The sequence below is a fragment of the Polaromonas sp. P5_D5 genome, assembly GCF_054049435.1.
The window spans coordinates 1,215,585-1,237,975 of sequence record NZ_JBFUMJ010000001.1 but is presented as its reverse complement, the minus strand read 5'-3'; the positions used below and the strand labels follow the sequence as shown (position 1 = coordinate 1,237,975).

Genomic DNA, 22,391 nt, shown 5'->3' with positions numbered 1-22,391 from the left:
TATTGTGGCCCATTCTGCCAGTGACCAAGGGCAGTGCCTGTAGGAGGTTTCCTACGACTCGCTCGAAAAAACTGTAGGCACATGCCCACAGCGTCTTATGGCGCTTGCCGACTGCCCTGTGGGGTGAGCTGACGCACATTGGATTCACTGTAGTTCAACGCGCTTGTAAGGGTGATGGACATTGTGGGCAGCCGCGCATTGTTGGCCATTACAGACTGCCCTTGCAATGGTTTGAACGATTCCTCCCCAGCACATGAACAACGTCTTGTCCTCATCGCCTCTTCTGCGTAGAACACTCATCGGCATTGCCGTATTGGCGGCGGGTCTGGTGCTGGTTGCGGTGTTTTTCCCCTGGGACATGCTTCGTGGCCCGATCAATCGTCATGTATCCGAGCAACTCGGAAGGCGATTTGAAATTACCCGGCACCTGTCGGTGCAGCTCGGACGCACTGCTACGGTCAAGGCCGATGGGGTGGAAATCGCGAACCCCGAATGGGCCAGCAAACCCTATCTGGTGACGGCAACTGCCGCAGAATTTGATATCCGGTTGTTGCCGCTTCTCTTTGGCCGGGTAGAGTTGCCCCGGATTGTGCTGACCGAGCCGCAGATTGGGCTTCAAATAGAGCCCGATGGCCGCCGGACCTGGGCCTTGTCACGGGATACGTCGGACGAAGGATCCGTTCCACGGATCGACGCGCTGGTCATCGACCGCGGCACGGTTGACTACCAGGCTGCAGCGCAAGGCGCCAATATCCATGTTCAGTTCTCACTGGCACAAGAAGCAAATGAGCAGTTGCCCCTGAGCTACAAGGCCACCGGCAAATGGAAAAACGAGTCCTTCAATGCGACTGGCCGCACCAGCGGCGTACTCCAGCTGAGTAAAGACCTCGAAGCGCCGTTTCAGGTAGAAGTGAACGCCGTAGCCGGCAAGACCAGCCTCAAGGCCAAAGGCTCGGTCTCCAATCTCGCGGAGCTGGCCGGCATCGACGCGACCTTCGACCTGCAGGGACGCAACCTGGAAGAACTCTACAAGCTCGTGGGCGTTGTGCTGCCTTCAACACCGCCCTACAAAGTCCGGGGCAAACTGGCCAGGCATGGCAAAGTGTGGGCCGCCACCCAAATGCAGGGCGTTCTGGGAAGTTCGGATATCAATGGGGCGCTCAGTTTTGACCAGTCCGCCGCCGTGCCGCTTCTGACCGGCAAGGTCCAGTCAAGGCTGCTTGATTTTGCCGACCTCGCGCCCGTGATCGGTCTGGCCCCATCAGGGAAGGCCACGCCTGCCAGTGCCGACACACCCGTCGCCAGGACTGACAGCGATTCGGTGGCGGCGGCGCCGGGCAGAAAAACGGTGCCCGCTGCACGCAAGGTTCTGCCTGTCGCAGCGCTTGATGTGACGCGGCTGCAGGCGATGAACGCCGACGTGATTTATTCGGCGGCTGATATACGGCATGTGAAAGTACTGCCGCTCGACAAGGGCAGCGTTCATGTTCAGCTTAAAGCCGGTGTTTTGCAACTCGAACCGATCTCGCTGGGCATTGCCGGCGGTACGGTGGCAGGGAGTATCCGCATCGACTCCAACCCTGTGCCCGCGGTTTTCACGACGCGGCTGGACCTGCGGGCCGTGCAGCTCAACCAGCTCTTTCCTGCCGTTGAAACGACCAAGAGCAGTCTGGGCAAGGTCAGCGGCCAGCTGGACCTGAAAGGGCGTGGAAATTCACTGGCACAAATGCTGGGAACCGCATCCGGCGACGTCGCCGTGTTGATGGGCAAGGGTGAGATCAGCAATATCCTGCTCGAATTCATGGGCCTGGACGGCGGAGAGGTGATCAAGTTCCTGGTTCGTGGTGACCGCAATGTGCAGTTGCGCTGCGCTGCTGCGGCTTTTGAAGTGAACAAAGGCGTGATGACTACCAAAACCATTGTTCTGGATACGGCAGATACGGTCATCAACGGCCGCGGAAAGATCAGCCTTGCCGATGAGACGCTGGACCTTGTTCTGGATCCGGCGCCCAAAGACCGCAGCATACTGAGCTTGCGGTCTCCCCTGAAGATTGGCGGTACCTTCGCCTCTCCATCGGCTGGCCCTGACAAGGGAGCCCTCGCGGGACGTGCAGCCGTTGCTATCGGACTGGGTGTGATCAATCCCTTGCTGGCATTGGCCGCTACCATTGAAACCGGACCGGGCCAGGACGAAAACTGTGCAGCGATTCTTGCGAAGGCCGCAGCGTCTGCTGCCGGTTCGCGGATGCCGGCATCGGCCACCAGATAAGGTTTCCCCGCGGCCTTTCGGCCGGATTCTTTCAGGGAATTTTTTTGGCCCCGCCGCCGCAGACTGCGCATGCCGCATGGGGCGCCATTTTCATCTCGCTCCATTCCATGTGTTTGCCGTCCAGCATCAACAGCCGTCCGGTTAACGACCCGCCGATGCCGCAGATCAGCTTCAGGGCTTCGGCCGCCTGCGTGCTGCCTATGATGCCGACCATCGGCGCGAAAACGCCCATCGTCGCGCAAAGGGCTTCCTCCAGCTGGTCTGATTCGGGAAACACGCAGGCATAGCACGGCGAATCCTCGCGCCGCGAATCGTAGACGGCGATCTGGCCGTCAAAACGGATGGCTGCACCCGATACCAATGGCTTGCGGTATTTGACGCAAGCGCGGTTGATGGCATGGCGCGTGGAGAAGTTGTCCGTGCAATCCAGCACAACATCGGCGTCATGGACCAGCTGATCGAGCAGCGCGCCTTCTGCGCGCCGGGTAACCGGGGTGACCACGACGTCGGGGTTGATGGCCGCGATGGACTGGGCAACGGATTCTGCCTTGAACGTCCCGATGCGAGACAGGTTGTGGGCGATTTGCCGTTGCAGGTTGGTGGCATCCACCCGGTCATGGTCAGCGATGGTGATGCGGCCGACACCGGCGCTGCCCAGATAAAGCGCGACGGGCGAGCCCAGCCCGCCCGCACCGACGATGAGCACATGCGACTGGAGAATTTTTTCCTGGCCTTCGATGCCGATCTCGTCGAGCAGGATGTGCCGCGAGTAACGAAGCAGCTGTTCGTCGTTCATGAGGGGAAACCGTTCAGGCTGCAGGACGGGCTGGCCCGGAAGGGGCAGGGCGGGATCCGGCGCAAGCCGGCTCCGCTCCCCGTCTCGGCCTAGTTGTCTTTTTTCTCGTTTTTCGGTTCGACCACGGCGGTCTTGCTGACCAGCACGGGACGTCCCTTGAGCTTGTTGATCGCCTGAGCCAGCTGGAAGTCCTTGTCGCTGCCCAGTTCAGGCGGGCGACGCTGCTCAGGTGTCTTCTTGGCTTCTTCTTCAAGGCGCTTCAGGGCCTCTTCGCGAGCCTTCTCGCGGCCGGCGTCTTTCACTTCAGCGCCCTGGCCGCTGTTGAGGTGTTTCTCAAGGTCGGCTTCACGGGTGCGCAATGCGGCAAAAGGACTGCCTTCAGCGGTTTCATCGACCATGACGTCGGGCACGATGCCGCGCGCCTGGATGGATTTCCCGCTGGGCGTGAAGTAACGCGCGGTGGTGAGCTTCAGGCCCGTATCCGGCCCCAGGGGGCGGACGGTTTGCACCGATCCCTTGCCGAAAGTCTGGTTGCCCATGATGGTGGCACGCTTGTGGTCCTGCAAAGCACCGGCGACGATTTCGCTGGCAGAGGCCGAGCCTTCATTGACCAGCACCACCAGCGGTACGTTCTTGAGGGCAGCCGGCAGGCGCTTGAGCGGGTCGGCGCCGTTGCGGCGCTGGTAAAACTCGGGCGCAGCCTTGTAGGTGAATTTGCTTTCAGCCAGCTGGCCGTTGGTGGACACCACGGTGACGTTTTCAGGCAGGAAAGCCGACGAGACGGCGACTGCCGCATCCAGCAGGCCGCCCGGGTCATTGCGCAGATCCAGCACCAGGCCTTTGAGGTTGGGCTCCTGCTTGTAAATCTGCTCAAGCTTGGTCACGAAGTCGTCGACCGTGCGTTCCTGGAACTGGCTCAGGCGAATCCACGCGTAGCCGGGCTCCACCACTTTGCTGCGGACCGATTGCGTGCGGATTTCTTCGCGCGTGATGGTGACCGGGAAGGTGCGGTTTTCGTCCTTGCGGAAGATGGTCAGCAGCACCTTGGTCTTGGGTTCGCCGCGCATTTTCTTGACAGCGTCGTTGAGGCTCAGGCCCTTGACTGCCGTGTCATCGATACGTGTGATCAGGTCGTTCGGCTTGAGGCCGGCACGGTCCGCAGGGGAGCCTTCGATGGGAGACACCACCTTGACAAGGCCGTCTTCCTGGCTGATTTCGATGCCGACACCGACAAAACGGCCTGTGGTGCCTTCCCGGAATTCCTTGAACGACTTCTTGTCGAAGTAAACCGAGTGCGGATCAAGACTGGCCACCATGCCGGAAATGGCATCGGTGATGAGTTTTTTCTCGTCCACCGGTTCGACATAGTCCGTCTTGACCATGCCAAAAACGGCGGCGAGCTGCTGCAGTTCTTCCAGGGGAAGAGGTGCCAGACCGGCACGGGCCACGGCTTGCAGCTGCACGGTGGTGAGGGCTCCGGCCACGGCACCAATTGAAATCCAGCCTGCTATCTTGAGCTTCTGACCCATAGAAAATACCTTCGTAAACCTGTTGAAGAGCCCCTGCTCCCCCTATGTGAAGCAATATACACCTTGGAGAAAGGCCGGTCGCCACAGTTCCGCCATTCGTGCGGCCCGGCGCCGCAAAAGAGCCAAAACAGCCAGTTTTTACAGGACTTTTACAAGAATGGCTCCCGCGGGAGTGCCGGGAGCCATTGAATTGCCCCTCAAACCTTGCCTTGCGCACCCACGGCCGCTGCCGCCTTGGCCGCGGCCTCACTGTCGCCCAGGTAGTAATGGCGCAAGGGCCGCAGTTCGGCGTCCAGCTCATAGACCAGCGGGATGCCGTTGGGAATGTTGAGTCCCACGATGTCGCTGTCGGAGATGTTGTCCAGGTACTTCACGAGGGCGCGGATGGAATTGCCATGGGCGGCCACCACAATGCGTTTGCCTGCCTTGATGGCCGGCGCCATGGACTCATTCCAGAACGGCAGGACGCGGTCCACCGTGTCCTTGAGGCATTCGGTCAGCGGCACCTGGCCGGGCTGCAGCTTCGCGTAGCGCGGGTCGTTCCGTTCGCTGCGCTCGTCGGCGGCATCAAGCGCCGGGGGCGGCGTGTCATAGCTGCGGCGCCAGATCAGCACCTGCTCGTCGCCGAACTTTTTCGCTGTTTCGGCTTTGTTCAGCCCCTGCAGATCGCCGTAATGCCGCTCGTTGAGACGCCAGCTGTGCACCACGGGCAGCCAGGTGCGGTCCATTTCGTCCAGCGTGTGCCAGAGCGTGCGGGTCGCGCGCTTGAGCACGCTGGTATAGGCCACGTCAAAGTCATAACCTTCGCTTTTGAGCAGTTTGCCGGCGTTTTTGGCCTGTTCGATGCCGGTTTCGGTGAGGTCAACGTCGGCCCAGCCGGTGAAGCGGTTTTCAAGGTTCCAGGTCGATTCGCCGTGGCGGATAAGCACGAGTTTGTACATGATGGGAAGGATAGGGAGTGGAAAAAGGGGAATAAGGAGGACGGCCGGCAGGGCGTTTTCTCCCTCTATTTTAAGAGCCTGTCTACGATCTAAAAGGGCCGCGCAAGCATCTTCTCGGGATGGGATGCAAGGCGCGGTGTGCTGCCCATAGCTTAGCTATGGGTTAGCGCCGCAACGCCGCAGACCGCCCGAGAAGGTGCTTGCCCTCCGGGTTGGGGTGAAATCGGGCGATTGAGCCCCCCAGCCCCTTGCATGGGCATTAGCCCATGCGGCGTGCCCGGTCGGCTCACTCATCCCGATTGCACCCCAACGCGACCCGTTTAGATCGTAGACAGGCTCTAAAATCATGGGTTCGCTGAAAAAGCGCTCCAAGACACACAAAGGGTACAACGTGAAATTTCTGATCGATAACTGGATGCTGATTTCGATAGCGGTCGCCTCGGGCGGCATGCTGGTTTGGCCCATGATTGCCAGCGGCATGAACGCCGGCGCGCTCACGGCCAGCGGCGCCGTACAGCTGATCAACCGCGAAAAAGCGGTGGTGGTGGACGTCAGCGAGGCCGAAGAATTCGCTGCCGGCCATGTCACGGGCGCCAAAAACGTGCCTTTCAGCGAGCTGGAAGGAAAACTCCCCGCTACCGTCAAAAACAAGGCTTTGCCGCTGATTTTGGTGTGCGCCACGGGTGCCCGCGCCGGCCGCGCCGTCGCCGTCGCCAAAAAGCTCGGCTACGAGCAGGCCCAATCACTGGGCGGTGGGCTCAAAGCGTGGAAAGAGGCTAACCTGCCACTTGAGAAGGCCTGATCAGATCAGATCAGTTCAGTTCAGTTCTGAGCAGTTTCCTGATCCGGTTTTTGGCAGGCATGAAAGCTGCAACGCCATGGCGACCGGGCGTTGGCCCGGCTTTCACCCTGGCTATCCATTTTTCCTGCGCTGCGCGTAGACCAGCTCCTCCGGAGGAACCATGCAAACCGTCAAAATTTACACCACGGGTACCTGCCCTTATTGCATCCAGGCCAAGCAGATATTGAAGCAGCGCGGCGTCACCGAGCTTGACGAAATTCGTGTGGACATGGTGCCCGGTGAACGCCAGAAAATGATGGACATCACCGGCCGGCGCACCGTGCCGCAGATTTTTATCGGCGACACCCATGTTGGTGGCTGCGACGACCTGATGGCCCTCGACAGCCGCGGCGGCCTGATGCCTCTATTGAATCCCGCCGCCTGATCTCTCTTCGCCAGCATGAGCCCCGGAACCGGCTTTGCCGGGCCGGAGGGCGGGCGGCCCCCTCGGGGGGTAGGGAGTTACACGAAGTAAGCGACCGTGGGGGCCACATCCACGGGTCCATATAATCATTCGCTGGTCGCCGGCTTGCCGCGCATCTGAACCCCAACTTTCCCCCGTACCCGAAAGAGCACCATGGCTGAAGCCAATCTTGACCCCGTATTCCAGATCCAGCGCGTTTACCTCAAGGACGTGTCGCTGGAGCAGCCCAATTCGCCCGAAATCCTGCTGAGCCCGGAGCAGCCTGCGGTTGACATTCAGCTGGGCGTGGGCGCCACCCCCGTGGCAGACGGCCTTTTTGAGGTTTCCGTGACGGCCACCGTGCAGACGAAAATCGGCGACAAAACCGTGTTTCTGGTGGAAGCCAAGCAGGCCGGCATCTTTGAAATCCGCAATGTGCCCGAAGACCAGATGGGCGCCATCCTGGGCATTGCCTGCCCGCAAATCGTCTACCCCTACTTGCGCGGCAATGTCGCTGACGTGATCCAGCGCGGCGGCTTCCCGCCTGTGCACATGGCTGAAATCAACTTCCAGGCCATGTACGAACAGCAGCAGGCCCAGGCCGCTGCCGAATCGGCCGCTCCCCAGATCATCGTTTGATGGGCTGCCGGGGCTGCCCGGTGTCTGTCTTCTCGCCCATCCACGCATGAAAATTCTGGTCATCGGTGCCGGCGCCTGGGGTACGGCTGTGGCCGTGAGCAGCGCGGCTCGGCACGATGTCACCCTGTGGGCGCGCGATGCTGCGCAGGCCAAAGACTTGCAGGCCAGCCGCACCAATGCCCGCTACCTGCCTGGCGTTCCCCTGCCTGCCAGCCTGCGGCTGCAAGGCGGCGATGTACCTCTGGCAGAGGCGATTCAAGGGCAGCACCTCCTCATCCTGGCAACGCCCGTCTCAGCGGCGCGCGGCATGCTGCAGTCCCTGCAGCACGCCAGCGTTCCCGTGGCCTGGCTGAGCAAAGGTTTTGAGGCGCCTCTTGCCTCAGCCCCGTCTTCAGCATCATTTGGCCTGATGGTCCATGAAATACGGGCGCAAGCTGCTATCAATTTAAGAGCGGGTGTGCTCAGCGGGCCCAGCTTCGCCCTCGAAGTCGCCCGCGGCCAGCCGACCGCGCTGGTGGCCGCCAGTGAACATCCTGAAGTACGCGAAGCGCTGGTAGCCGCCTTTCACAGCGCCACCCTGCGCGTTTACGCCAATGACGATGTCGTGGGGGTGGAGGTGGGCGGCGCCGTCAAGAACGTGCTGGCGATCGCCACGGGGCTTTGCGACGGGTTGCAGCTGGGGCTGAACGCCCGCGCTGCGCTGATCACCCGCGGCCTGGCCGAAATGACACGGCTGGGTGTGGCGCTGGGCGCCCGGGCCGAAACCTTCACCGGCCTGTCGGGCCTGGGCGATCTGGTATTGACGGCCACCGGCGACCTGAGCCGCAACCGCAAGGTGGGCCTGTTGCTGGCCGAGGGCAAGACGCTGGCACAGGCCGTGGATTCGCTGGGGCATGTGGCCGAGGGCGTGTATTGCGCCCGCACCGTGGTGCAGCGCGCGGCCGGTTTGGGCATCGAGATGCCGATTGCACAAAGCGTGGTGGCCTTGCTGGACGGCAAGCTCAGGCCGGCTGAGGCTGTGGCGGCGCTGATGGGCCGCGATCCGACTGCCGAACTGGCCTGACTGCGCGGTTGATTTTTCCGGGTTCCCGTTTTTGCTATTGAATTAATAGCTGCTTGCGCTTACCCCTATTGGGCTAAAGCCCTGAAACATCATTAATCCGCGAAGCAGGGGCCGCCCCTACTTTCGCAAATGCAGCGTCACCAGCAGCGATGCATCCTGCACCGCGGTCAGGCCGTGTTCCACGCCGCCCGCCAGCCACAGCAGCTGGCCTGCCTTCATGCGCTGGGTTTGCCCCTCTGCCGTGAAGGCCACTTCACCCTCCAGGCATTGCACGGTGATTTCGCCCTTGACCCGGTGCGAGGGCACCAGCTTGCCTGCCGGCACGATGAGGCGCATGACTTCCAGCTCATCGCTTTTGAACAGCGCGACGGTCCGGGCCTCCAGGAGCTTGCCTGCCAGCGGCTGGACGTCGATGAGTTGCCCGGAGGCGGCGTGGGGAATGGCCATGGTGAAACTCCTGCAAAGGTGGCGGCATATGCCTGAACCAACTGAAAGCGTTATACCCCAAGGCCCGCCCGGGCAGGCCCTAAACCACCTTGTTGTACGCCAGGAAGATGTCGTCGCGAACCCAACCCAGGGACTCATACAGCGCCTGCGCGGTGTGGTTGGTCCTGGCGGTGGTGAGGTCCAGCCGCGCAAAGCCGTGCTGTTTTGCGTGCACGTGGGCGGCCTGCATCAGCGCGCGGCCGGCGCCGCTCTTGCGTGAAGCGGGCGCTACATACAGGTCATACAGCGTGTAGATGGGCTGGGCGATCACCGAGCAGAAGCCGGGATACAGCTGACAGAAACCGGCGAGCGGGCCGGCACCGGGCGCGCCTTCCGGCTCGGCCACCAGGATGACCGATTCGCGGTTTCGCATCCGGTTGCCGATGAAGTCCAGCGCCAGCGCGGCATCAGCGGGCTGTTCGTAAAACTGGCGGTAGGCGTCAAACAGCGCGGCCACGGCCGGCAGGTCGTCCAAAGTGGCAAGGCGTACGGAGGGGGTGTTCATGTTGAGCTGTTAAAAAAGACAAAAATCCGCCATCAGGCGTCAACTGGGGTTTTTTAAAGAAAAATGGCTACAGACCAGTCTGAATAAGCGCGGGCAGCTATCAAAAATGGAGCAACGTGGCGGCCCGCCGGATGACCTCCGGCGGTGGCCGGAATTGGCCGGAGTTTGGTCCGGGCCTAGATTTCCAGGTTGTCAATCAGCCGGGTGCTGCCCAGCTTGGCCGCGCCCAGCACCACCAGCGGCACATCGGCCAGCGGGCCCTGCGGCGCCAGCAGGTCGGCGCGGCGGCGCACGGTCAGGTAGTCGGGCTTCCAGCCGCGGCGGGCCAGCGCCTGCATGGCCTGCGCTTCCAGGGCTGGCAGGTCGGGCGTGCCGCTGGCGCGGGCGGCTTCGCCCAATGCGCGTATCGCTTTGGACAGCTCCACCGCTTCGGCGCGCTGGGTGGCGTTCAGGTAGCCGTTGCGTGACGACAGCGCCAGGCCGTCTTCGGCGCGCTGGGTTTCACCGGCCAGGATCTCGATCGGCAACGCGAACTGCTGTACCATGCGGCGCACCACCATCACCTGCTGGTAATCCTTCTTGCCGAAAGCCGCCACGCCCGTGGGCATACCGGCAAACACGCAGGAAAACAGCTTGAGCACCACGGTGCTCACACCGATAAAAAAACCGGGCCTGAAGTGGCCTTCAAGGATGTCGCTCAAGTCGGTGGCCGGATGCACCTTGTAGCTTTGCGGCTCGGGGTAAAGGTGCTTTTCCAGCGGGGCAAACAGCACGTTGCAGCCGGCCTCTTTCAGGCGCTCGGCATCGGCGTCCAGCGTGCGCGGGTAGCTGTCGAAGTCTTCATGCGGCGCGAACTGCAGGCGGTTCACGAAGATGCTGGAGACGCTCACGTCGCCCAGCGGCTTGGCCTGCCTGACGAGGGCGATGTGGCCGTCGTGCAGGTTGCCCATGGTGGGCACGAAGGAAGGGCGTTTAAACGGGCTGAGGGCCTCGCGCAGCTCCGGGATGGTGTGGACGATCTGCATCTTGTCTCCTGAAAGGGGCGGTGGGGCTACCAGGCATGGGTGGCATTCACCGGAAAGCTGCCGTCTTTGACGGCGCGCACATAGGCTTCCATGGCGCCGCGCACACTGGCGGTCTTGTTGTCCGGGCCTTCCATGAAGTTGCGCACAAACTTCGGCATCTTGCCCAGGTTCATGCCCAGCATGTCGTGCAGCACCAGCACCTGGCCGGCAGTGCCGTTGCCCGCACCAATGCCGATGGTGGCGCAATGGGTGAGTTCTTGTGTGAGCGTGGCCGACAGGGCCGCAGGCACCATCTCCAGCACCATCATGGCGGCGCCTGCGTCCTGCAGCTCGCGCGCGTGGCGCGTCATCGTGGCAGCGGCTTCGTCGCCCTTGCCCTGCACGCGGTAGCCGCCCAGCGCGTGCACGGTTTGCGGTGTCAGCCCCAAGTGGGCGCAGACCGGGATGCCGCGCTCGACCAGGAAGCGCGTCGTCTCGGCCGTCCAGCCGCCGCCTTCAAGTTTGACCATGTGGGCACCGGCCTGCATCAGCACCGCGGCACTGCGCAGCGCCTGCTCTTTGGACTCGTGGTAACTGCCAAACGGCAAATCGCCGATCAGCCAGGCCGTGGCCTGCGAACGGCGCAGGCCGTTGGCCACGCATTCGGTGTGGTGGCGCATGGTCTCCAGCGTCACGCCGACGGTGCTGGTCAGGCCCTGGCAGACCATGCCCAGCGAGTCGCCCACCAGGATGCATTCCACGCCGGCAGCGTCGGCCACGGCGGCAAAGGTGGCGTCGTAGGCGGTCAGCATGGTGATCTTTTCGCCATGCGCCTGCATTTCACGCAGACGCGGCAGGCTGACCGGCTTGCGCGCAGGCGGCGTGGCAGGCGTAGACGAAGGCGGCAGCGTGCCGTAGGGCGTGACGGAAGTATTGGGAGGTGTCGTCATGGGGCAGGTCCGGAATTTAGCGAGAGTCTAACCAGCTTCAGCGTGCTTTTTTGTGTTCGATTTAGAGAGTCCAGACAAGCCGTGCGTCTTAGCGCGCTTCAGGCGCGGACCGGCTCATGCCCAGGCGCTCGAGCAGCTTCACATCGGCCTCGGTGTCGGGGTTGCCGGTGGTCAGCAGCTTGTCGCCGTAAAAAATCGAATTGGCACCGGCCAGGAAACACAGCGCCTGCACGCCGTCGCCCATTTGCTGGCGGCCCGCCGACAGGCGCACGCGTGCCGTCGGCATGGTGATGCGGGCCACGGCAATCGTGCGCACGAATTCAAACGGGTCCAGATCGGCCTGGTTGGCCAGCGGCGTGCCTTCAATTTTCACCAGGTTGTTGATGGGCACTGACTCGGGGTAGGGCGTGAGGTTGGCGAGCTCGGCCACGAGGCCGGCGCGCTGGCGGCGCGTCTCACCCATGCCGACGATGCCGCCGCAGCAGACCTTGACGCCGGCGCTGCGCACGCGCGCCAGCGTGTCCAGGCGGTCCTGGTAGTCGCGCGTGGTGATGATGTCGCCGTAAAAATCAGGCGCGCTGTCGAGGTTGTGGTTGTAGTAGTCCAGGCCCGCGCTTTGCAGCGTTTGCGCGTGGCCGTCTTCCAGCATGCCCAACGTGGCGCAGGTCTCCAGGCCTAGCGCCTTCAACGTGCGCACCAGCTCGGCGACTTTTTCAATGTCGCGGTCTTTGGGCGAGCGCCACGCGGCGCCCATGCAAAAACGTGTGGCGCCCGCGGCCTGCGCACGCTGGGCGGCGGCCAGCACTTCGGCCGGCTCCATCAGCTTGCTGGCCTCCACGCCGGTGTCGTAGCGCGCGGCCTGCGGGCAGTAGCCGCAGTCTTCGGCGCAGCCGCCGGTCTTGACGGACAGCAGCGTGGCGAACTCGATGTGCGTGGGATCGAAGTTTTCGCGGTGCACCGTTTGGGCGCGGTGCATCAGCTCCGGAAAAGGCAGGTTGAACAGCGCTTCGATGGCGTCTACGCTCCAGCGTTCGGTGCCGGCCTTTTCAGCTGGCGATGGCTGAGGGCGCGGGCGGTGAAGCGTGATGGTTTGTTCTGCAACGTGGGACATGGTTCTCTTTCCTTTCGGGGAATGGTTTTTGAGTCTATCTGATGCGTTTTTCTGAAGCTTGCTTCAGCCTGGCAGCGGATGCTTTGCCAGGGCTGTCAGGGCTTCGACCAGCAGGTCGATATCGGCTTCGGTGTGCGCGGCCGACAGCGCAATGCGAAGGCGCGCCGTGCCATCGGGCACGGTGGGCGGGCGAATCGCCGGCACCCAGATGCCGCGTATGCGCAGGCCTTCCATCACGGCCAGGGCTTCGTCGTTGCGGCCGATCAGCAGCGGCTGGATGGCGGTCTGCGAGGGTGGCAGTTGCCAGTGGCTGCCTTTCAGGCCCGCCAGCAAGCCGCTGCGCAACCGCGCAATGAGTTGCTGCAAATGCGTGCGGCGCCAGTTATCCTGTTCAATCAGTGCAAGGCTGGCGCGCAGCGCGCTGGCCAGCAGCGCCGGCGCGGCAGTGGCAAAAATATAACTGCGGGTTTTTTGCAGCAGCCATTCAACCAGGGCCTCGTCGCCCGCTACAAACGCACCGGCCACGCCTGCCGCCTTGCCCAGCGTGGCCATGTAGAGCACGCGGCGCGAGGCCTTGGCGCCATACAACCCCGCGGCGGCCAGGCTGCCGCGCCCTTGCGGGCCCAGCACGCCGAAGCCATGTGCATCGTCCAGCAGCAGCAGGGCGTCATGGCGCTCGCACAGCGCCAGCAGGGCGGGAATGTCGGCGCTGTCGCCGTCCATGCTGAACACCGCGTCGCTGATCACCAGCTTGCGCGGCGCGTCGCTTTGCGCGAGCTCTCGCGCCAGCGCGTCCAGGTCGGTGTGTGCGTAGCGGTGAATTTTTGCGCGCGACAGCCTTGCGCCGTCAATCAGGCAGGCGTGATTCAGTGCATCCGAAAAGATCGCGTCGCCGGCACCCACCAGCGCCGGCACGATGCCGATGTTGGTGGCGTAGCCCGCGTAAAAATACAACGCGCGCGGCAGGCCCACGAAGGCCGCGAGTTCGCGTTCCAGCGCCTCGTTGGCGGCGCTGTGGCCACTGACCAGTGGCGATGCACCCGACCCAACACCGTAGGCTTGTGCGCCGGTGCAGGCTGCCTGCACCAGGGCCGGGTGCGTGGCCAGGCCGAGGTAGTCATTGCTGCAAAAGGCCAGCATGCTGTGCCCGTCAACCGAGAGACGTGCGCCGCTTTCAGGCATGACCACGCGGCGCTGGCGGCGCAGGTGCGTGCGGTCCAGTTCGGAAACGCGTGCCGGAAATTCGTCGAGCCAGGAGGAGGTGATGTTCATTGCCATTCAGTGGGGAGGTTGATGGTGACCTTGCGTGCGTCAATGTTGGGTTGCCAGGGAACGGTGGCCAGCAATGGCGCCTGCAACTGCTTTTGTAGAAAGGCGATGTTGTCCCCCTGCGCCAGCATGTTTGGGTCAATGTGGTTGGCCACCCAGCCGGCCAGTGTGAGACCGCGCGCGCGGATGGCTTCGGCGGTGAGCAGGGCGTGGTTCAGGCAGCCCAGCCGCAGACCCACCACCAGCACCACGGGCAGGCCCAGCGCCTGGGCCAGATCGGCGCCGGTCTCCGTGGGCGAGAGCGGCACATGAAAGCCGCCCGCGCCTTCCACCACCACGGCATCGGCCTGCAGCGCGAGCTGGCGGTGGCAGGCTACCAGGTGGGCAATGTCAATGCGCGCACCGGCGCGGGCGGCTGCGATGTGTGGTGACACCGGGTCGGGCAGCAGCACCGGGTTGTCGAGTTCGGGTGGTACGCGGCAACTGGAAGCTGCGCGCAGGGCGAGCACGTCTTCGTTGGCATCGACACCGTCAATCGGCACCGTGCCTGCCGCCACCGGCTTCATGCCCACCACACGCAGATGCCGGTGGGCCAGCGCATGCAATAGTGCAGCGCTGACCAGCGTCTTGCCCACGCCGGTGTCGGTGCCGGTGACAAACAGCGAAACCGTCTTGTGCGCCGCTTCAGCCATGTGCAGTAATTTCTTCGGCCAGGGTGGCGTCAAGCGCGGCCAGCGCGCCGCGCGCCAGGTGGCCAATCGCCTCTTCATCCATCACATAGGGAGGCATGGCGTAGACCGTGTGGCCGATTGGGCGCAGCAGCACGCCGTGGGCCATGGCGTGCTGCGTGTAGCGGCGTGCGAAGTGGGGCGCCGTCGTGGGCTCGATGTCCCAAGCCCAGATCATGCCCAGCCTGCGTGCGTTCCGTACAGCAGAGTGCTGAGTCAGCGGCGCGAAGGCCCGGTCCAGGGTGTTGGCCAGGACTGCGTTGTCTGCCAGCACATCGGTTTGCTCGAACAGCTCCAGCGTGGCCAGCGCGGCGCGGCAGGCCAGCGGATTGCCGGTGTAGGAATGCGAATGCAAAAAGCCGCGCGCCACGTCGTCGTCATAAAACGCCTCGTATACCGCGTCGGTCGTCAGCACCGCCGACAGCGGCAGCGTGCCGCCCGTGAGTCCTTTCGAGAGACAGATGAAGTCAGGCCGTATGCCTGCCTGCTGGTGCGCGAACATGGTGCCGGTGCGGCCAAATCCGGTGGCGATTTCATCGGCAATCAAATGCACCTCATAGCGGTCGCACAGTGCGCGCGCTTCGCGCAGGTAGGCGGCATCGTGCATGGCCATGCCGGCCGCGCACTGCACCATGGGCTCCAGGATGAGCGCGGCGGTTTGCGCATGATGCTGCTCCAGCCAGCTTTGCAGGTCTGCGGCTGCGTGACGTGCTACGTCTGCAGCGCTTTCACTGGGCTGCGCGCCGCGTGCGTCGGGGCTGGGCACGGTGGCTGCCAGCCGCACCAGCGGCGCATAGGCTTCACGAAAAATGGCAATGTCCGTCACGGCCAGTGCGCCCACGGTCTCGCCGTGGTAACCGCCTGCGAGCCCGATGAAGCGGCACTTTTCAGGCTTTCCGGTGTTGCGCCAGTAATGCGCGCTCATCTTCAGCGCGATCTCTGTGGCGCTGGCGCCGTCGCTGCCGTAAAAAGCATGGCCCAGCCCGGTCAATGCGCCCAGCCGCTCAGACAGCTCCACCACCGGCTGGTGCGTGAAACCGGCCAGCATGACGTGGTCAAGCCGATCCAGCTGGTCGCGCAGCGCCGCCTTGATGTGCGGATGGCCGTGGCCGAACAGGTTGACCCACCACGAGCTGATGCCGTCCAGGTAACGCCGGCCTTCAAAGTCGTACAGCCAGACCCCTTCGGCCCTGGCGATGGGTACCGGGGGGTGCGCCTCGTGCAGCTTCATCTGCGTGCAGGGGTGCCACACATGGCGCAGGCTGCGCTGGATCATTGAGAGGTTGTCCATGGAGGCCCGTGGTGAGGAGTGGAGGGCGAAAGCTCAGGCGTGCGCTGCAAGCCGGAGCTAAAGCACGAGTCGGGCGCGGGTCAGGGCTTCTGCACCGGAATGGTCGAGCGCTCTTCCTTGATGCGGTTGTCCGGATTGACGAACACCAGCTTGGGGCTGAAGCCCGCGACATGCTCTTCATGCACCTGCGCAAACGCCGCAATGATGACCAGGTCGCCCACGGCAGCCCGCCGCGCGGCGGAACCGTTGACCGAAATGATGCGGCTGCCGCGCTCGGCACGAATGGCGTAGGTGATGAAGCGCTCACCGTTGTTGATGTTCCAGATGTGCACCTGCTCGTTCTCTGCCAGGTTGGCGGCATCCAGCAGGTCTTCGTCGATGGCGCAGGAGCCTTCGTAGTTGAGTTCGCAGTGGGTTACCGCAGCGCGGTGAATCTTGGACTTGAGCAGCGTTCTGAACATGGGGTGTGGAGGGTGTACTCAGGCAAAAGGAAAACGCCGGGGTGGGCGAAAGGGGGCCGGCGGCGGGCAGCGGCAGGTGGCGCTGTAACATTCGCGGCAGTTTTGAGGTCTACTCAATAGTTTAGTGCAGGGTACTGCGCGGTTTCTTTCTTAGATTACTTATGAAAAAGTCATTTGATTTCACGACTGAAGCGCTGGGCGCCCTGGCCCGGGCGGATGCGGCACGCGCGCTGGCCGAGGACATTGGCAGCGGCGACCTGACCGCCGCACTGATTGACCCGGCCCGCCAGGCACGGGCGCAGGTGGTGGCGCGTGAAAGCGCTGTGGTGTGTGGCAGCGCCTGGGTCGAGGCCACGATGCGGCAGCTGGATCCGGATGCCCAACTGGTCTGGCATGTGCTGGATGGCGAGCGTTGCGAAGCCGGCCAGGTAGTGTTTGAAGTGCGCGGGCTTGCCCGTGCCCTGCTGTCGGCTGAACGCACGGCCCTCAATTTTTTACAGCTGTTAAGCGCCGTTGCGAGTAAAACGGCCGTTTATGTTGACATCGTGAAAGGTACGCGGGCTGCTATTGTGGACACACGCAAGACCCTTCCCGGCCTGCGGCTGGCGCAAAAATACGCGGTCGCCGCGGGCGGCGGAACCAACCACCGGGTGGGTTTGTATGACGCCGTGCTCATCAAGGAAAACCACATCGCGGCCGCAGGGGGAATCGCGCAGGTGCTGGCACGCGCTGCGGACGTCGCCGCGCAGGCTGATTTTGTGGAAATCGAAGTCGAGAACCTGGACGAGCTGGCCCAGGCGCTGAACGCCGGTGCGCGCATGGTGCTGCTCGACAACATGAGCCTGCCCGACCTCAAAGAGGCTGTACGCATCAACAATGGGCGAGCCATCCTTGAAATTTCGGGCGGGGTCACCCTGGAGGGCCTGCGCACCCTGGCCGAAACCGGCGTGGACCGGATTTCCATCGGCACCCTGACCAAAGACGTGCGGGCGATTGATTTTTCCATGCGCTTCGACGCCGAGAGCACGGTGGCGGCATGAGCGTGGTTTTGCCCGTCATCCGTGTGGACTACGAGCAGCCCGAGGGCGCGGCTTGCAGCACGCACCAGGCTTGGGCCCGTGTGCCGGCCGAGCCCACGCAGGCCGAGCGCACCGTGCTGAAGGCCCGCATCCGCGAACTGCTCAAGGCCCGCAACGCCGTCATGGTGTCGCACTACTACGTGCATCCCGACCTGCAGGACCTGGCCGAAGAGACCGGCGGCCTGGTGTCGGACTCGCTGGAGATGGCGCGTTTTGGCCGCGACCATGCGGCACAGACGCTGGTGGTGTCGGGTGTGCGCTTTATGGGTGAGACGGCGAAGATTCTTTCACCTGAAAAACGCGTGCTGATGCCCGACCCTGATGCGACCTGTTCGCTTGATTTGGGCTGCCCGGTGGATGAATTCAGCGCGTTTTGCGACGCCCACCCGGACCGCGCGGTGGTGGTGTATGCCAACACCAGCGCCGCCGTGAAGGCGCGCGCCGACTGGGTGGTGACATCCAGCTGCGCGCTCGACATCGTGCGTGCGCTGAAAGACCAGGGCCAGAAAATCCTCTGGGCGCCCGACCGGCACCTGGGCAGTTACATCCAGCGCGAGACCGGTGCCGACATGGTGTTCTGGAATGGCGCCTGCATCGTGCACGACGAATTCAAGGCCTTTGAACTGCAGGCCCTGAAAAAAGAGCACCCTGGCGCCAAAGTGCTGGTGCACCCCGAGTCACCTGCGGACGTGGTGGCGCTGGCCGATGCCGTGGGCTCCACTTCGGGAATTTTGAAGGCGGCGCGCGAGATGGACGCGCGCGAATTCATTGTGGCGACCGACAACGGCATGCTGCACAAGCTGCGCACGCTCAACCCCGGTAAAGTGTTTATTGAAGCGCCCACCGCCGGCGACAGCGCCACCTGCAAAAGCTGCGCACACTGCCCGTGGATGGCCATGAACGGCCTGGCCGGTTTGGCCCATGTGCTGGAAACCGGTGCGCATGAAGTGAAGATAGATCCTGCTCTGGGCCTGCGTGCCCGGCTGCCGATAGACCGCATGCTGGCGTTTACCGCCGCGCTGAAAAACGGCCAGCCCACCGCAGGGTTGGTGCCGCATATCGGTGCGGCTTGAGGCCGGATCCGGGTACGGTAGACGCTCCTGTTTTGATAGCTGCTCGCGCATGTACTGTATGGGCTGGAGGCCGATATGAGCCCTATAACGGCCTGTATTGACTTCTCGGATCCGCATGACAGCGCCGCGCCGCGCCTGCGCCGTGCTTTCGCTACGCCGCGCACGGTGCTGGTGGCACGCACGCTCGATGAGGTACGGCCGGTGCTGGATGCCGTGCAGGCCGCCGCCGCGCAGGGGGCCTGGTGTGTGGGTTACCTGCGCTATGAAGCCGCCCCGGCTTTTGATGCCGCGCTGGCTGTGCACGATGCGGATGGGCCGCTGGCCTGGTTTGCGGTGCATGATGAAGCCTTGCCCTGGCCGCGAACCGTACCAGGTGCCGATGTGCAGGTGCAGTGGCAGCCGGGGCTGGATCGCCCGGCTTTTGACGAGGCGCTCGGCTCGTTGCAACGGGCGATTGCCAACGGCGCGTACTACCAGGTTAACTTCACGGCCCAGATGACCGGCAGGTTGCTGCCGGGCCAGGAAGCCGCACCGGCCCACGCCCTGTTTGGCGCCCTGCAGCGTGCGCAGCCCGGGGGTTATGCGGCTTTCCTGGACACCGGCGGCGAGCAGTTTCTGTCGGTGTCGCCCGAGCTGTTTTTTGACTGGCGCGACGGCCACCTCCTGACACGGCCGATGAAAGGCACAGCGCCGCGCGGCACGACACCCGAGAGTGATGCGGCGCAGGCCGAAACGCTGCGCACGTCAGTCAAGGAGCGTGCCGAGAACGTGATGATCGTGGACCTGCTGCGCAATGATCTGTCGCGCATCGCCGAGCCCTTCAGCGTGCACGTACCGCGTCTGTTTCACACCGAGGCGCTGCCCGCAGTCTGGCAGATGACTTCTGACGTCGAGGCGCGCACGCGGCCCGGCTGTAGCCTGTCCGATGTGTTTTCCGCGCTGTTCCCCTGCGGGTCCATCACCGGTGCGCCCAAGGTACGGGCCATGCAAGCGATTCGTGAGCTGGAAGCCGGGCCACGCGGTGTGTACTGCGGGGCCGTCGGTGTGGTGCAACCCGGCGGCGCGGCGACTTTCAACGTGGCGATCCGCACTGTCAGCCTGCGCGGCGCCCAGGCCCGTTGTGGCATCGGAAGTGGCATCACCTCGGGTTCTGTGGCCGAAGGGGAATGGCAGGAGTGGCGCCACAAGCAGGCCTTTCTGGCGCGCGCCAGCATGCCCTTCGAGATTCTGGAAACCCTGGCGCTGGAAGCGGGCCAGTTGCGCCATAGGGACGACCACCTGGCGCGCATGGCGGTTTCTGCCGCCCACTTTGGCCACCGATGGGATGCCGTGCAGGCCCATGCGTGCCTGCAGGCATTGGCGCAGGCGCACCCGCAGGGCCTCTGGCGCGTGCGCCTGCTGCTCAGCGCCAGCGGAAAATTCGCCGCCCAGGCTTATGCCATGGAACCGTCGCTGCCCCAGGTGCGCCTGCAACTGGCCGACCGCCCGCTGGACGCGGCGCACGGCGAATTTGTGCGCTTCAAAACGACGCGCCGCGCGCATTACGACGCCTTCACGCCGACCGAACCTGGCGTGTTTGACAGCGTGCTGTGGAATGCTGAGGGTGAGATCACCGAATGCACGCGTGGCAACATCGCGATGCGCGTGGATGGCCGCTGGGTCACGCCGCCGCTGGCCTGCGGGCTGCTGCCGGGTGTGGGCCGCGCGCTGGCGTTGCAGGCGGGCCGGTTGACCGAACGCGTCGTGCGGGTGGACGCATTGTCAACGGTTGAGGGCTGGGCGTTTGTGAACAGCCTGAGGGGCTGGATAGACGCGAGCCTTGTCCGAACCGACTAAAAACTGCTTAGAGTTTTTCCTTGACGTAGGACGCGCGGTCCATGTCGACCATCTCCACGCTCAGCTGCACCATCACGCCCGCTGGCCGCGGGGTCAGGCGGCGCAGCACGTCAGCGATGCGCGCGCCCAGGTCCTTCTTGGCTTCCGGCGTGCGGCCCGACAGCAATCGCAGCTGGGCATGCACAAAAGCGCGTGAGGCCGGTGCCGTGCCGATTTCAAAATCGTCCAGCGCGACCAGCCGGGTCTTCAGGTCGGATTCATCCTGTATTTCAGGGCTGGCGGCGACGGCCTGGTTCAGCGCCTGGAGCACTTCGGCTTTGGGAAAGCCGGCCAGGTTGCTGGAGTATTCAACGATCAGGTGAGGCATGTGGGTTCTGAATAAAAAGTGGCAAGAAACGGATAAAGGGGATTCGGGAAAGATTAACTTCCGGGCGGTACCAGCACGGTAGGAACAGCCTGTTCAGCGGTACCAGGGAAGTCGCGGCTGAAATGCAGGCCGCGGCTTTCGTGCCGGCCGTGCGCCGAGCGCACGATCAGATCCGCCACCTGCACCAGGTTGCGCAGCTCCAGCAAGTCGCGTGTGACACGGAAGTTGGCATAGAACTCCTGGATTTCCGCGTTGAGCAAGGCGATGCGGTGCGCCGCGCGTTCAAGCCGCTTGGTGGTGCGCACAATGCCCACATAGTTCCACATGAAGCGGCGCAGCTCGTCCCAGTTGTGCGAGATCACCACGGCTTCATCTGCATCGGTGACCTGGCTTTCGTCCCAGGCGGGCAAGGCGGGGACTTCGGCTGGTGCCAGGGATTCGATGGCGTGGGCCGTGGCGCGTGCGAGCACCACGCATTCCACCAGCGAGTTGCTCGCCAGGCGGTTGGCGCCGTGCAGGCCGGTGCAGGCGGTTTCGCCAACGGCATAAAGGCCCGCCACATCGGTGCGTCCGGCCAGGTCGGTCACTACGCCACCGCAGGTGTAGTGCGCGGCCGGCACCACCGGGATGGGCTGGCGTGTGATGTCGATACCGAGCTCGAGGCAGCGCTTGAGGATGTTGGGGAAGTGCTCCTGCAGAAAAGCCGGGCTCTGGTGCGAGATGTCCAGGTAGACACAGTCGAGGCCGTGCTTTTTCATCTCAAAGTCGATGGCGCGGGCCACCACGTCGCGCGGCGCGAGTTCGGCCCGCGCGTCGTGCGCCGGCATGAAGCGCCCGCCGCCGGCCGAGGGCGGCAGCAGCAGCTTGCCGCCTTCGCCGCGCACGGCTTCCGTGATCAAAAACGATTTCGCGTCCGGGTGGTAGAGGCAGGTCGGGTGGAACTGGATGAACTCCATGTTGCCCACGCGGCAGCCGGCCCGCCAGGCGGCGGCAATGCCGTCGCCGGTAGCGGTGTCGGGATTGGTGGAATAGAGATACACCTTGCCCGCGCCGCCGGTGGCCAGGATCGTGTGGCCGGCGCTGAAGGTCAGCACCTCGCCGCTGGCGGTGTCGAGCACATAGGCACCATAGCAGCGGTTACCGGGTTGTTTGAGATGCCGGTCGGTGATGACGTCGATCAGCATGTGGTGCTCATAGAGCGTGATGCCGGGCGTCTGGCGGACCTGCTCCATCAGCGTGCGTTGCACGGCGGCGCCGGTGGCGTCGGCCGCGTGCACGATGCGGCGCTGGCTGTGGCCGCCCTCGCGCGTCAGGTGCAGTTCGCCGGGATGGCCGGCGTCTTCGGAAAAAGCCACGCCCAGTGCACGCAACCAGGCAATGGCTTCGGGCGCACCTTCGACGACGGCGCGCGTGGCAGGCAGGTCGCAGAGGCCCGCACCTGCGACCAGCGTATCGCTCACATGCTGCTCCAGCGAGTCGCCCTCGGCCAGCACGGCAGCCATGCCGCCCTGCGCCCAGCCGCTGGCCCCGTCGCCAAGCGCACGTTTGGTCACCACCGCCACACGCCGGCCAGGTGCCAGCAGCAGCGCGGCAGACAGGCCCGCCAGGCCGCTGCCGATGATGAGGACGTCGAAGTAGTGTGAACCCAGGCTGTCGGAGGTCATTGATAAGTCACTCACCGTTGAGATGGAAACCAGGTTTGTTCACGATGCGCAGAATGCTCTTATGCAAGCAGGGGCCGCGGGACTGG

Annotated in this window: 22 protein-coding genes; 8 read left to right on the top strand and 14 right to left on the bottom strand. The window is 63.8% G+C overall.

The features are described from left to right. Positions 1–253: 253 nt before the first annotated feature. On the top strand, positions 254–2,269 hold the full coding sequence (locus tag ACXJKE_RS06025) for an AsmA family protein (protein ID WP_457279636.1): 2,016 nt from the start codon (positions 254–256) through the stop codon (positions 2,267–2,269). A gap of 31 nt (positions 2,270–2,300) precedes the next feature. Here ACXJKE_RS06025 and ACXJKE_RS06020 read toward each other — a convergent pair whose 3' ends face one another. The 3 genes from ACXJKE_RS06020 to gpmA form a co-directional block, all read right to left on the bottom strand. After that, positions 2,301–3,065 carry a HesA/MoeB/ThiF family protein gene (locus tag ACXJKE_RS06020; RefSeq protein WP_457279635.1) on the bottom strand — a complete coding sequence of 255 codons (765 nt, stop codon included), beginning with the start codon at positions 3,063–3,065 and terminating at the stop codon, positions 2,301–2,303. 89 nt (positions 3,066–3,154) lie between these two features. After that, complete coding sequence (locus tag ACXJKE_RS06015) at positions 3,155–4,594, bottom strand: S41 family peptidase (RefSeq protein WP_457279634.1); 1,440 nt, start codon at positions 4,592–4,594, stop codon at positions 3,155–3,157. A 197-nt stretch (positions 4,595–4,791) separates the two neighbouring features. Then, positions 4,792–5,535, bottom strand: coding sequence for a 2,3-diphosphoglycerate-dependent phosphoglycerate mutase (gpmA, locus tag ACXJKE_RS06010; RefSeq protein ID WP_457279633.1), 744 nt, complete (start codon positions 5,533–5,535; stop codon positions 4,792–4,794). A gap of 391 nt (positions 5,536–5,926) precedes the next feature. Between gpmA and ACXJKE_RS06005 the strand changes: the two genes are divergently transcribed. From ACXJKE_RS06005 to ACXJKE_RS05990, 4 genes are all read left to right on the top strand, one after another. Then, positions 5,927–6,337 (top strand): rhodanese-like domain-containing protein, encoded by a 411-nt coding sequence (locus ACXJKE_RS06005; protein WP_457279632.1) that lies wholly within the window; start codon positions 5,927–5,929, stop codon positions 6,335–6,337. Between the two features lie 160 nt (positions 6,338–6,497). Then, positions 6,498–6,761 (top strand): glutaredoxin 3, encoded by a 264-nt coding sequence (gene grxC / locus ACXJKE_RS06000; RefSeq protein ID WP_457279631.1) that lies wholly within the window; start codon positions 6,498–6,500, stop codon positions 6,759–6,761. A gap of 192 nt (positions 6,762–6,953) precedes the next feature. Further along, positions 6,954–7,418: a protein-export chaperone SecB gene (secB, locus tag ACXJKE_RS05995; protein WP_457279630.1), complete on the top strand. Its 465-nt coding sequence runs from the start codon at positions 6,954–6,956 to the stop codon at positions 7,416–7,418. A 46-nt stretch (positions 7,419–7,464) separates the two neighbouring features. Beyond that, complete coding sequence (locus tag ACXJKE_RS05990; RefSeq protein ID WP_457279629.1) at positions 7,465–8,481, top strand: NAD(P)H-dependent glycerol-3-phosphate dehydrogenase; 1,017 nt, start codon at positions 7,465–7,467, stop codon at positions 8,479–8,481. A gap of 117 nt (positions 8,482–8,598) precedes the next feature. Here ACXJKE_RS05990 and ACXJKE_RS05985 read toward each other — a convergent pair whose 3' ends face one another. From ACXJKE_RS05985 to panD, 9 genes are all read right to left on the bottom strand, one after another. Continuing rightward, positions 8,599–8,928 carry a cupin domain-containing protein gene (locus ACXJKE_RS05985; RefSeq protein WP_457279628.1) on the bottom strand — a complete coding sequence of 110 codons (330 nt, stop codon included), beginning with the start codon at positions 8,926–8,928 and terminating at the stop codon, positions 8,599–8,601. Between the two features lie 79 nt (positions 8,929–9,007). Then, positions 9,008–9,472, bottom strand: a complete 465-nt coding sequence (locus ACXJKE_RS05980) for an N-acetyltransferase family protein (RefSeq protein ID WP_457279627.1) — start codon at positions 9,470–9,472, stop codon at positions 9,008–9,010. Positions 9,473–9,648: 176 nt separating this feature from the next. Beyond that, positions 9,649–10,497: a pantoate--beta-alanine ligase gene (gene panC, locus ACXJKE_RS05975; RefSeq protein ID WP_457279626.1), complete on the bottom strand. Its 849-nt coding sequence runs from the start codon at positions 10,495–10,497 to the stop codon at positions 9,649–9,651. 26 nt (positions 10,498–10,523) lie between these two features. Next, the gene (panB, locus tag ACXJKE_RS05970; protein WP_457279625.1) at positions 10,524–11,426 is read right to left on the bottom strand and encodes a 3-methyl-2-oxobutanoate hydroxymethyltransferase; all 903 of its coding nucleotides are present in this window, start codon (positions 11,424–11,426) and stop codon (positions 10,524–10,526) included. 88 nt (positions 11,427–11,514) lie between these two features. Next, positions 11,515–12,537, bottom strand: a complete 1,023-nt coding sequence (gene bioB, locus ACXJKE_RS05965) for a biotin synthase BioB (protein ID WP_457279624.1) — start codon at positions 12,535–12,537, stop codon at positions 11,515–11,517. A gap of 63 nt (positions 12,538–12,600) precedes the next feature. Then, positions 12,601–13,809 (bottom strand): 8-amino-7-oxononanoate synthase, encoded by a 1,209-nt coding sequence (gene bioF / locus ACXJKE_RS05960; protein ID WP_457279623.1) that lies wholly within the window; start codon positions 13,807–13,809, stop codon positions 12,601–12,603. Further along, positions 13,806–14,498, bottom strand: a complete 693-nt coding sequence (gene bioD / locus ACXJKE_RS05955; protein WP_457279622.1) for a dethiobiotin synthase — start codon at positions 14,496–14,498, stop codon at positions 13,806–13,808. The genes bioF and bioD overlap by 4 nt, the downstream gene beginning before the upstream one ends. Further along, on the bottom strand, positions 14,491–15,825 hold the full coding sequence (locus ACXJKE_RS05950; protein ID WP_457279621.1) for an adenosylmethionine--8-amino-7-oxononanoate transaminase: 1,335 nt from the start codon (positions 15,823–15,825) through the stop codon (positions 14,491–14,493). Before ACXJKE_RS05950 ends, bioD begins: the two co-directional genes overlap by 8 nt. Positions 15,826–15,905: 80 nt before the next feature. Next, positions 15,906–16,286, bottom strand: a complete 381-nt coding sequence (panD, locus tag ACXJKE_RS05945; protein WP_431095265.1) for an aspartate 1-decarboxylase — start codon at positions 16,284–16,286, stop codon at positions 15,906–15,908. A gap of 161 nt (positions 16,287–16,447) precedes the next feature. Between panD and nadC the strand changes: the two genes are divergently transcribed. The 3 genes from nadC to pabB all read left to right on the top strand — a co-directional run bounded on the left by nadC (position 16,448) and on the right by pabB (position 20,274). Beyond that, positions 16,448–17,326 carry a carboxylating nicotinate-nucleotide diphosphorylase gene (nadC, locus tag ACXJKE_RS05940; RefSeq protein ID WP_457279620.1) on the top strand — a complete coding sequence of 293 codons (879 nt, stop codon included), beginning with the start codon at positions 16,448–16,450 and terminating at the stop codon, positions 17,324–17,326. Further along, positions 17,323–18,438, top strand: coding sequence for a quinolinate synthase NadA (gene nadA, locus ACXJKE_RS05935; RefSeq protein ID WP_457279619.1), 1,116 nt, complete (start codon positions 17,323–17,325; stop codon positions 18,436–18,438). Before nadC ends, nadA begins: the two co-directional genes overlap by 4 nt. 75 nt (positions 18,439–18,513) lie before the next feature. Then, entirely contained in the window at positions 18,514–20,274 is a 1,761-nt protein-coding gene (gene pabB, locus ACXJKE_RS05930) for an aminodeoxychorismate synthase component I (protein ID WP_457279618.1), read from the top strand. A 7-nt stretch (positions 20,275–20,281) separates the two neighbouring features. On the opposite strand, the gene ACXJKE_RS05925 is transcribed toward pabB, so the two are convergent. Both ACXJKE_RS05925 and nadB read right to left on the bottom strand, forming a co-directional pair. After that, positions 20,282–20,641, bottom strand: coding sequence for a 5-carboxymethyl-2-hydroxymuconate Delta-isomerase (locus ACXJKE_RS05925; RefSeq protein ID WP_457279617.1), 360 nt, complete (start codon positions 20,639–20,641; stop codon positions 20,282–20,284). Positions 20,642–20,694: 53 nt separating this feature from the next. Next, positions 20,695–22,305 (bottom strand): L-aspartate oxidase, encoded by a 1,611-nt coding sequence (gene nadB / locus ACXJKE_RS05920; RefSeq protein ID WP_457279616.1) that lies wholly within the window; start codon positions 22,303–22,305, stop codon positions 20,695–20,697. Positions 22,306–22,391: the final 86 nt, after the last annotated feature.

What these genes read in the sequence shown, in the direction of transcription:
- bioB (WP_457279624.1), bottom strand. Translation starts at nt 12,537, where the DNA reads ATGTCCCACGTTGCAGAACAAACCATCACGCTTCACCGCCCGCGCCCT.
- pabB (WP_457279618.1), top strand. Translation starts at nt 18,514, where the DNA reads ATGAGCCCTATAACGGCCTGTATTGACTTCTCGGATCCGCATGACAGC.
- panD (WP_431095265.1), bottom strand. Translation starts at nt 16,286, where the DNA reads ATGTTCAGAACGCTGCTCAAGTCCAAGATTCACCGCGCTGCGGTAACC.
- ACXJKE_RS05925 (WP_457279617.1), bottom strand. Translation starts at nt 20,641, where the DNA reads ATGCCTCACCTGATCGTTGAATACTCCAGCAACCTGGCCGGCTTTCCC.
- ACXJKE_RS06025 (WP_457279636.1), top strand. Translation starts at nt 254, where the DNA reads ATGAACAACGTCTTGTCCTCATCGCCTCTTCTGCGTAGAACACTCATC.
- ACXJKE_RS06020 (WP_457279635.1), bottom strand. Translation starts at nt 3,065, where the DNA reads ATGAACGACGAACAGCTGCTTCGTTACTCGCGGCACATCCTGCTCGAC.
- ACXJKE_RS05980 (WP_457279627.1), bottom strand. Translation starts at nt 9,472, where the DNA reads ATGAACACCCCCTCCGTACGCCTTGCCACTTTGGACGACCTGCCGGCC.
- panC (WP_457279626.1), bottom strand. Translation starts at nt 10,497, where the DNA reads ATGCAGATCGTCCACACCATCCCGGAGCTGCGCGAGGCCCTCAGCCCG.
- grxC (WP_457279631.1), top strand. Translation starts at nt 6,498, where the DNA reads ATGCAAACCGTCAAAATTTACACCACGGGTACCTGCCCTTATTGCATC.
- bioF (WP_457279623.1), bottom strand. Translation starts at nt 13,809, where the DNA reads ATGAACATCACCTCCTCCTGGCTCGACGAATTTCCGGCACGCGTTTCC.
- nadC (WP_457279620.1), top strand. Translation starts at nt 16,448, where the DNA reads ATGAAAAAGTCATTTGATTTCACGACTGAAGCGCTGGGCGCCCTGGCC.
- ACXJKE_RS05985 (WP_457279628.1), bottom strand. Translation starts at nt 8,928, where the DNA reads ATGGCCATTCCCCACGCCGCCTCCGGGCAACTCATCGACGTCCAGCCG.
- nadB (WP_457279616.1), bottom strand. Translation starts at nt 22,305, where the DNA reads ATGACCTCCGACAGCCTGGGTTCACACTACTTCGACGTCCTCATCATC.
- secB (WP_457279630.1), top strand. Translation starts at nt 6,954, where the DNA reads ATGGCTGAAGCCAATCTTGACCCCGTATTCCAGATCCAGCGCGTTTAC.
- panB (WP_457279625.1), bottom strand. Translation starts at nt 11,426, where the DNA reads ATGACGACACCTCCCAATACTTCCGTCACGCCCTACGGCACGCTGCCG.
- nadA (WP_457279619.1), top strand. Translation starts at nt 17,323, where the DNA reads ATGAGCGTGGTTTTGCCCGTCATCCGTGTGGACTACGAGCAGCCCGAG.
- ACXJKE_RS06015 (WP_457279634.1), bottom strand. Translation starts at nt 4,594, where the DNA reads ATGGGTCAGAAGCTCAAGATAGCAGGCTGGATTTCAATTGGTGCCGTG.
- ACXJKE_RS05990 (WP_457279629.1), top strand. Translation starts at nt 7,465, where the DNA reads ATGAAAATTCTGGTCATCGGTGCCGGCGCCTGGGGTACGGCTGTGGCC.
- gpmA (WP_457279633.1), bottom strand. Translation starts at nt 5,535, where the DNA reads ATGTACAAACTCGTGCTTATCCGCCACGGCGAATCGACCTGGAACCTT.
- ACXJKE_RS05950 (WP_457279621.1), bottom strand. Translation starts at nt 15,825, where the DNA reads ATGGACAACCTCTCAATGATCCAGCGCAGCCTGCGCCATGTGTGGCAC.
- bioD (WP_457279622.1), bottom strand. Translation starts at nt 14,498, where the DNA reads ATGGCTGAAGCGGCGCACAAGACGGTTTCGCTGTTTGTCACCGGCACC.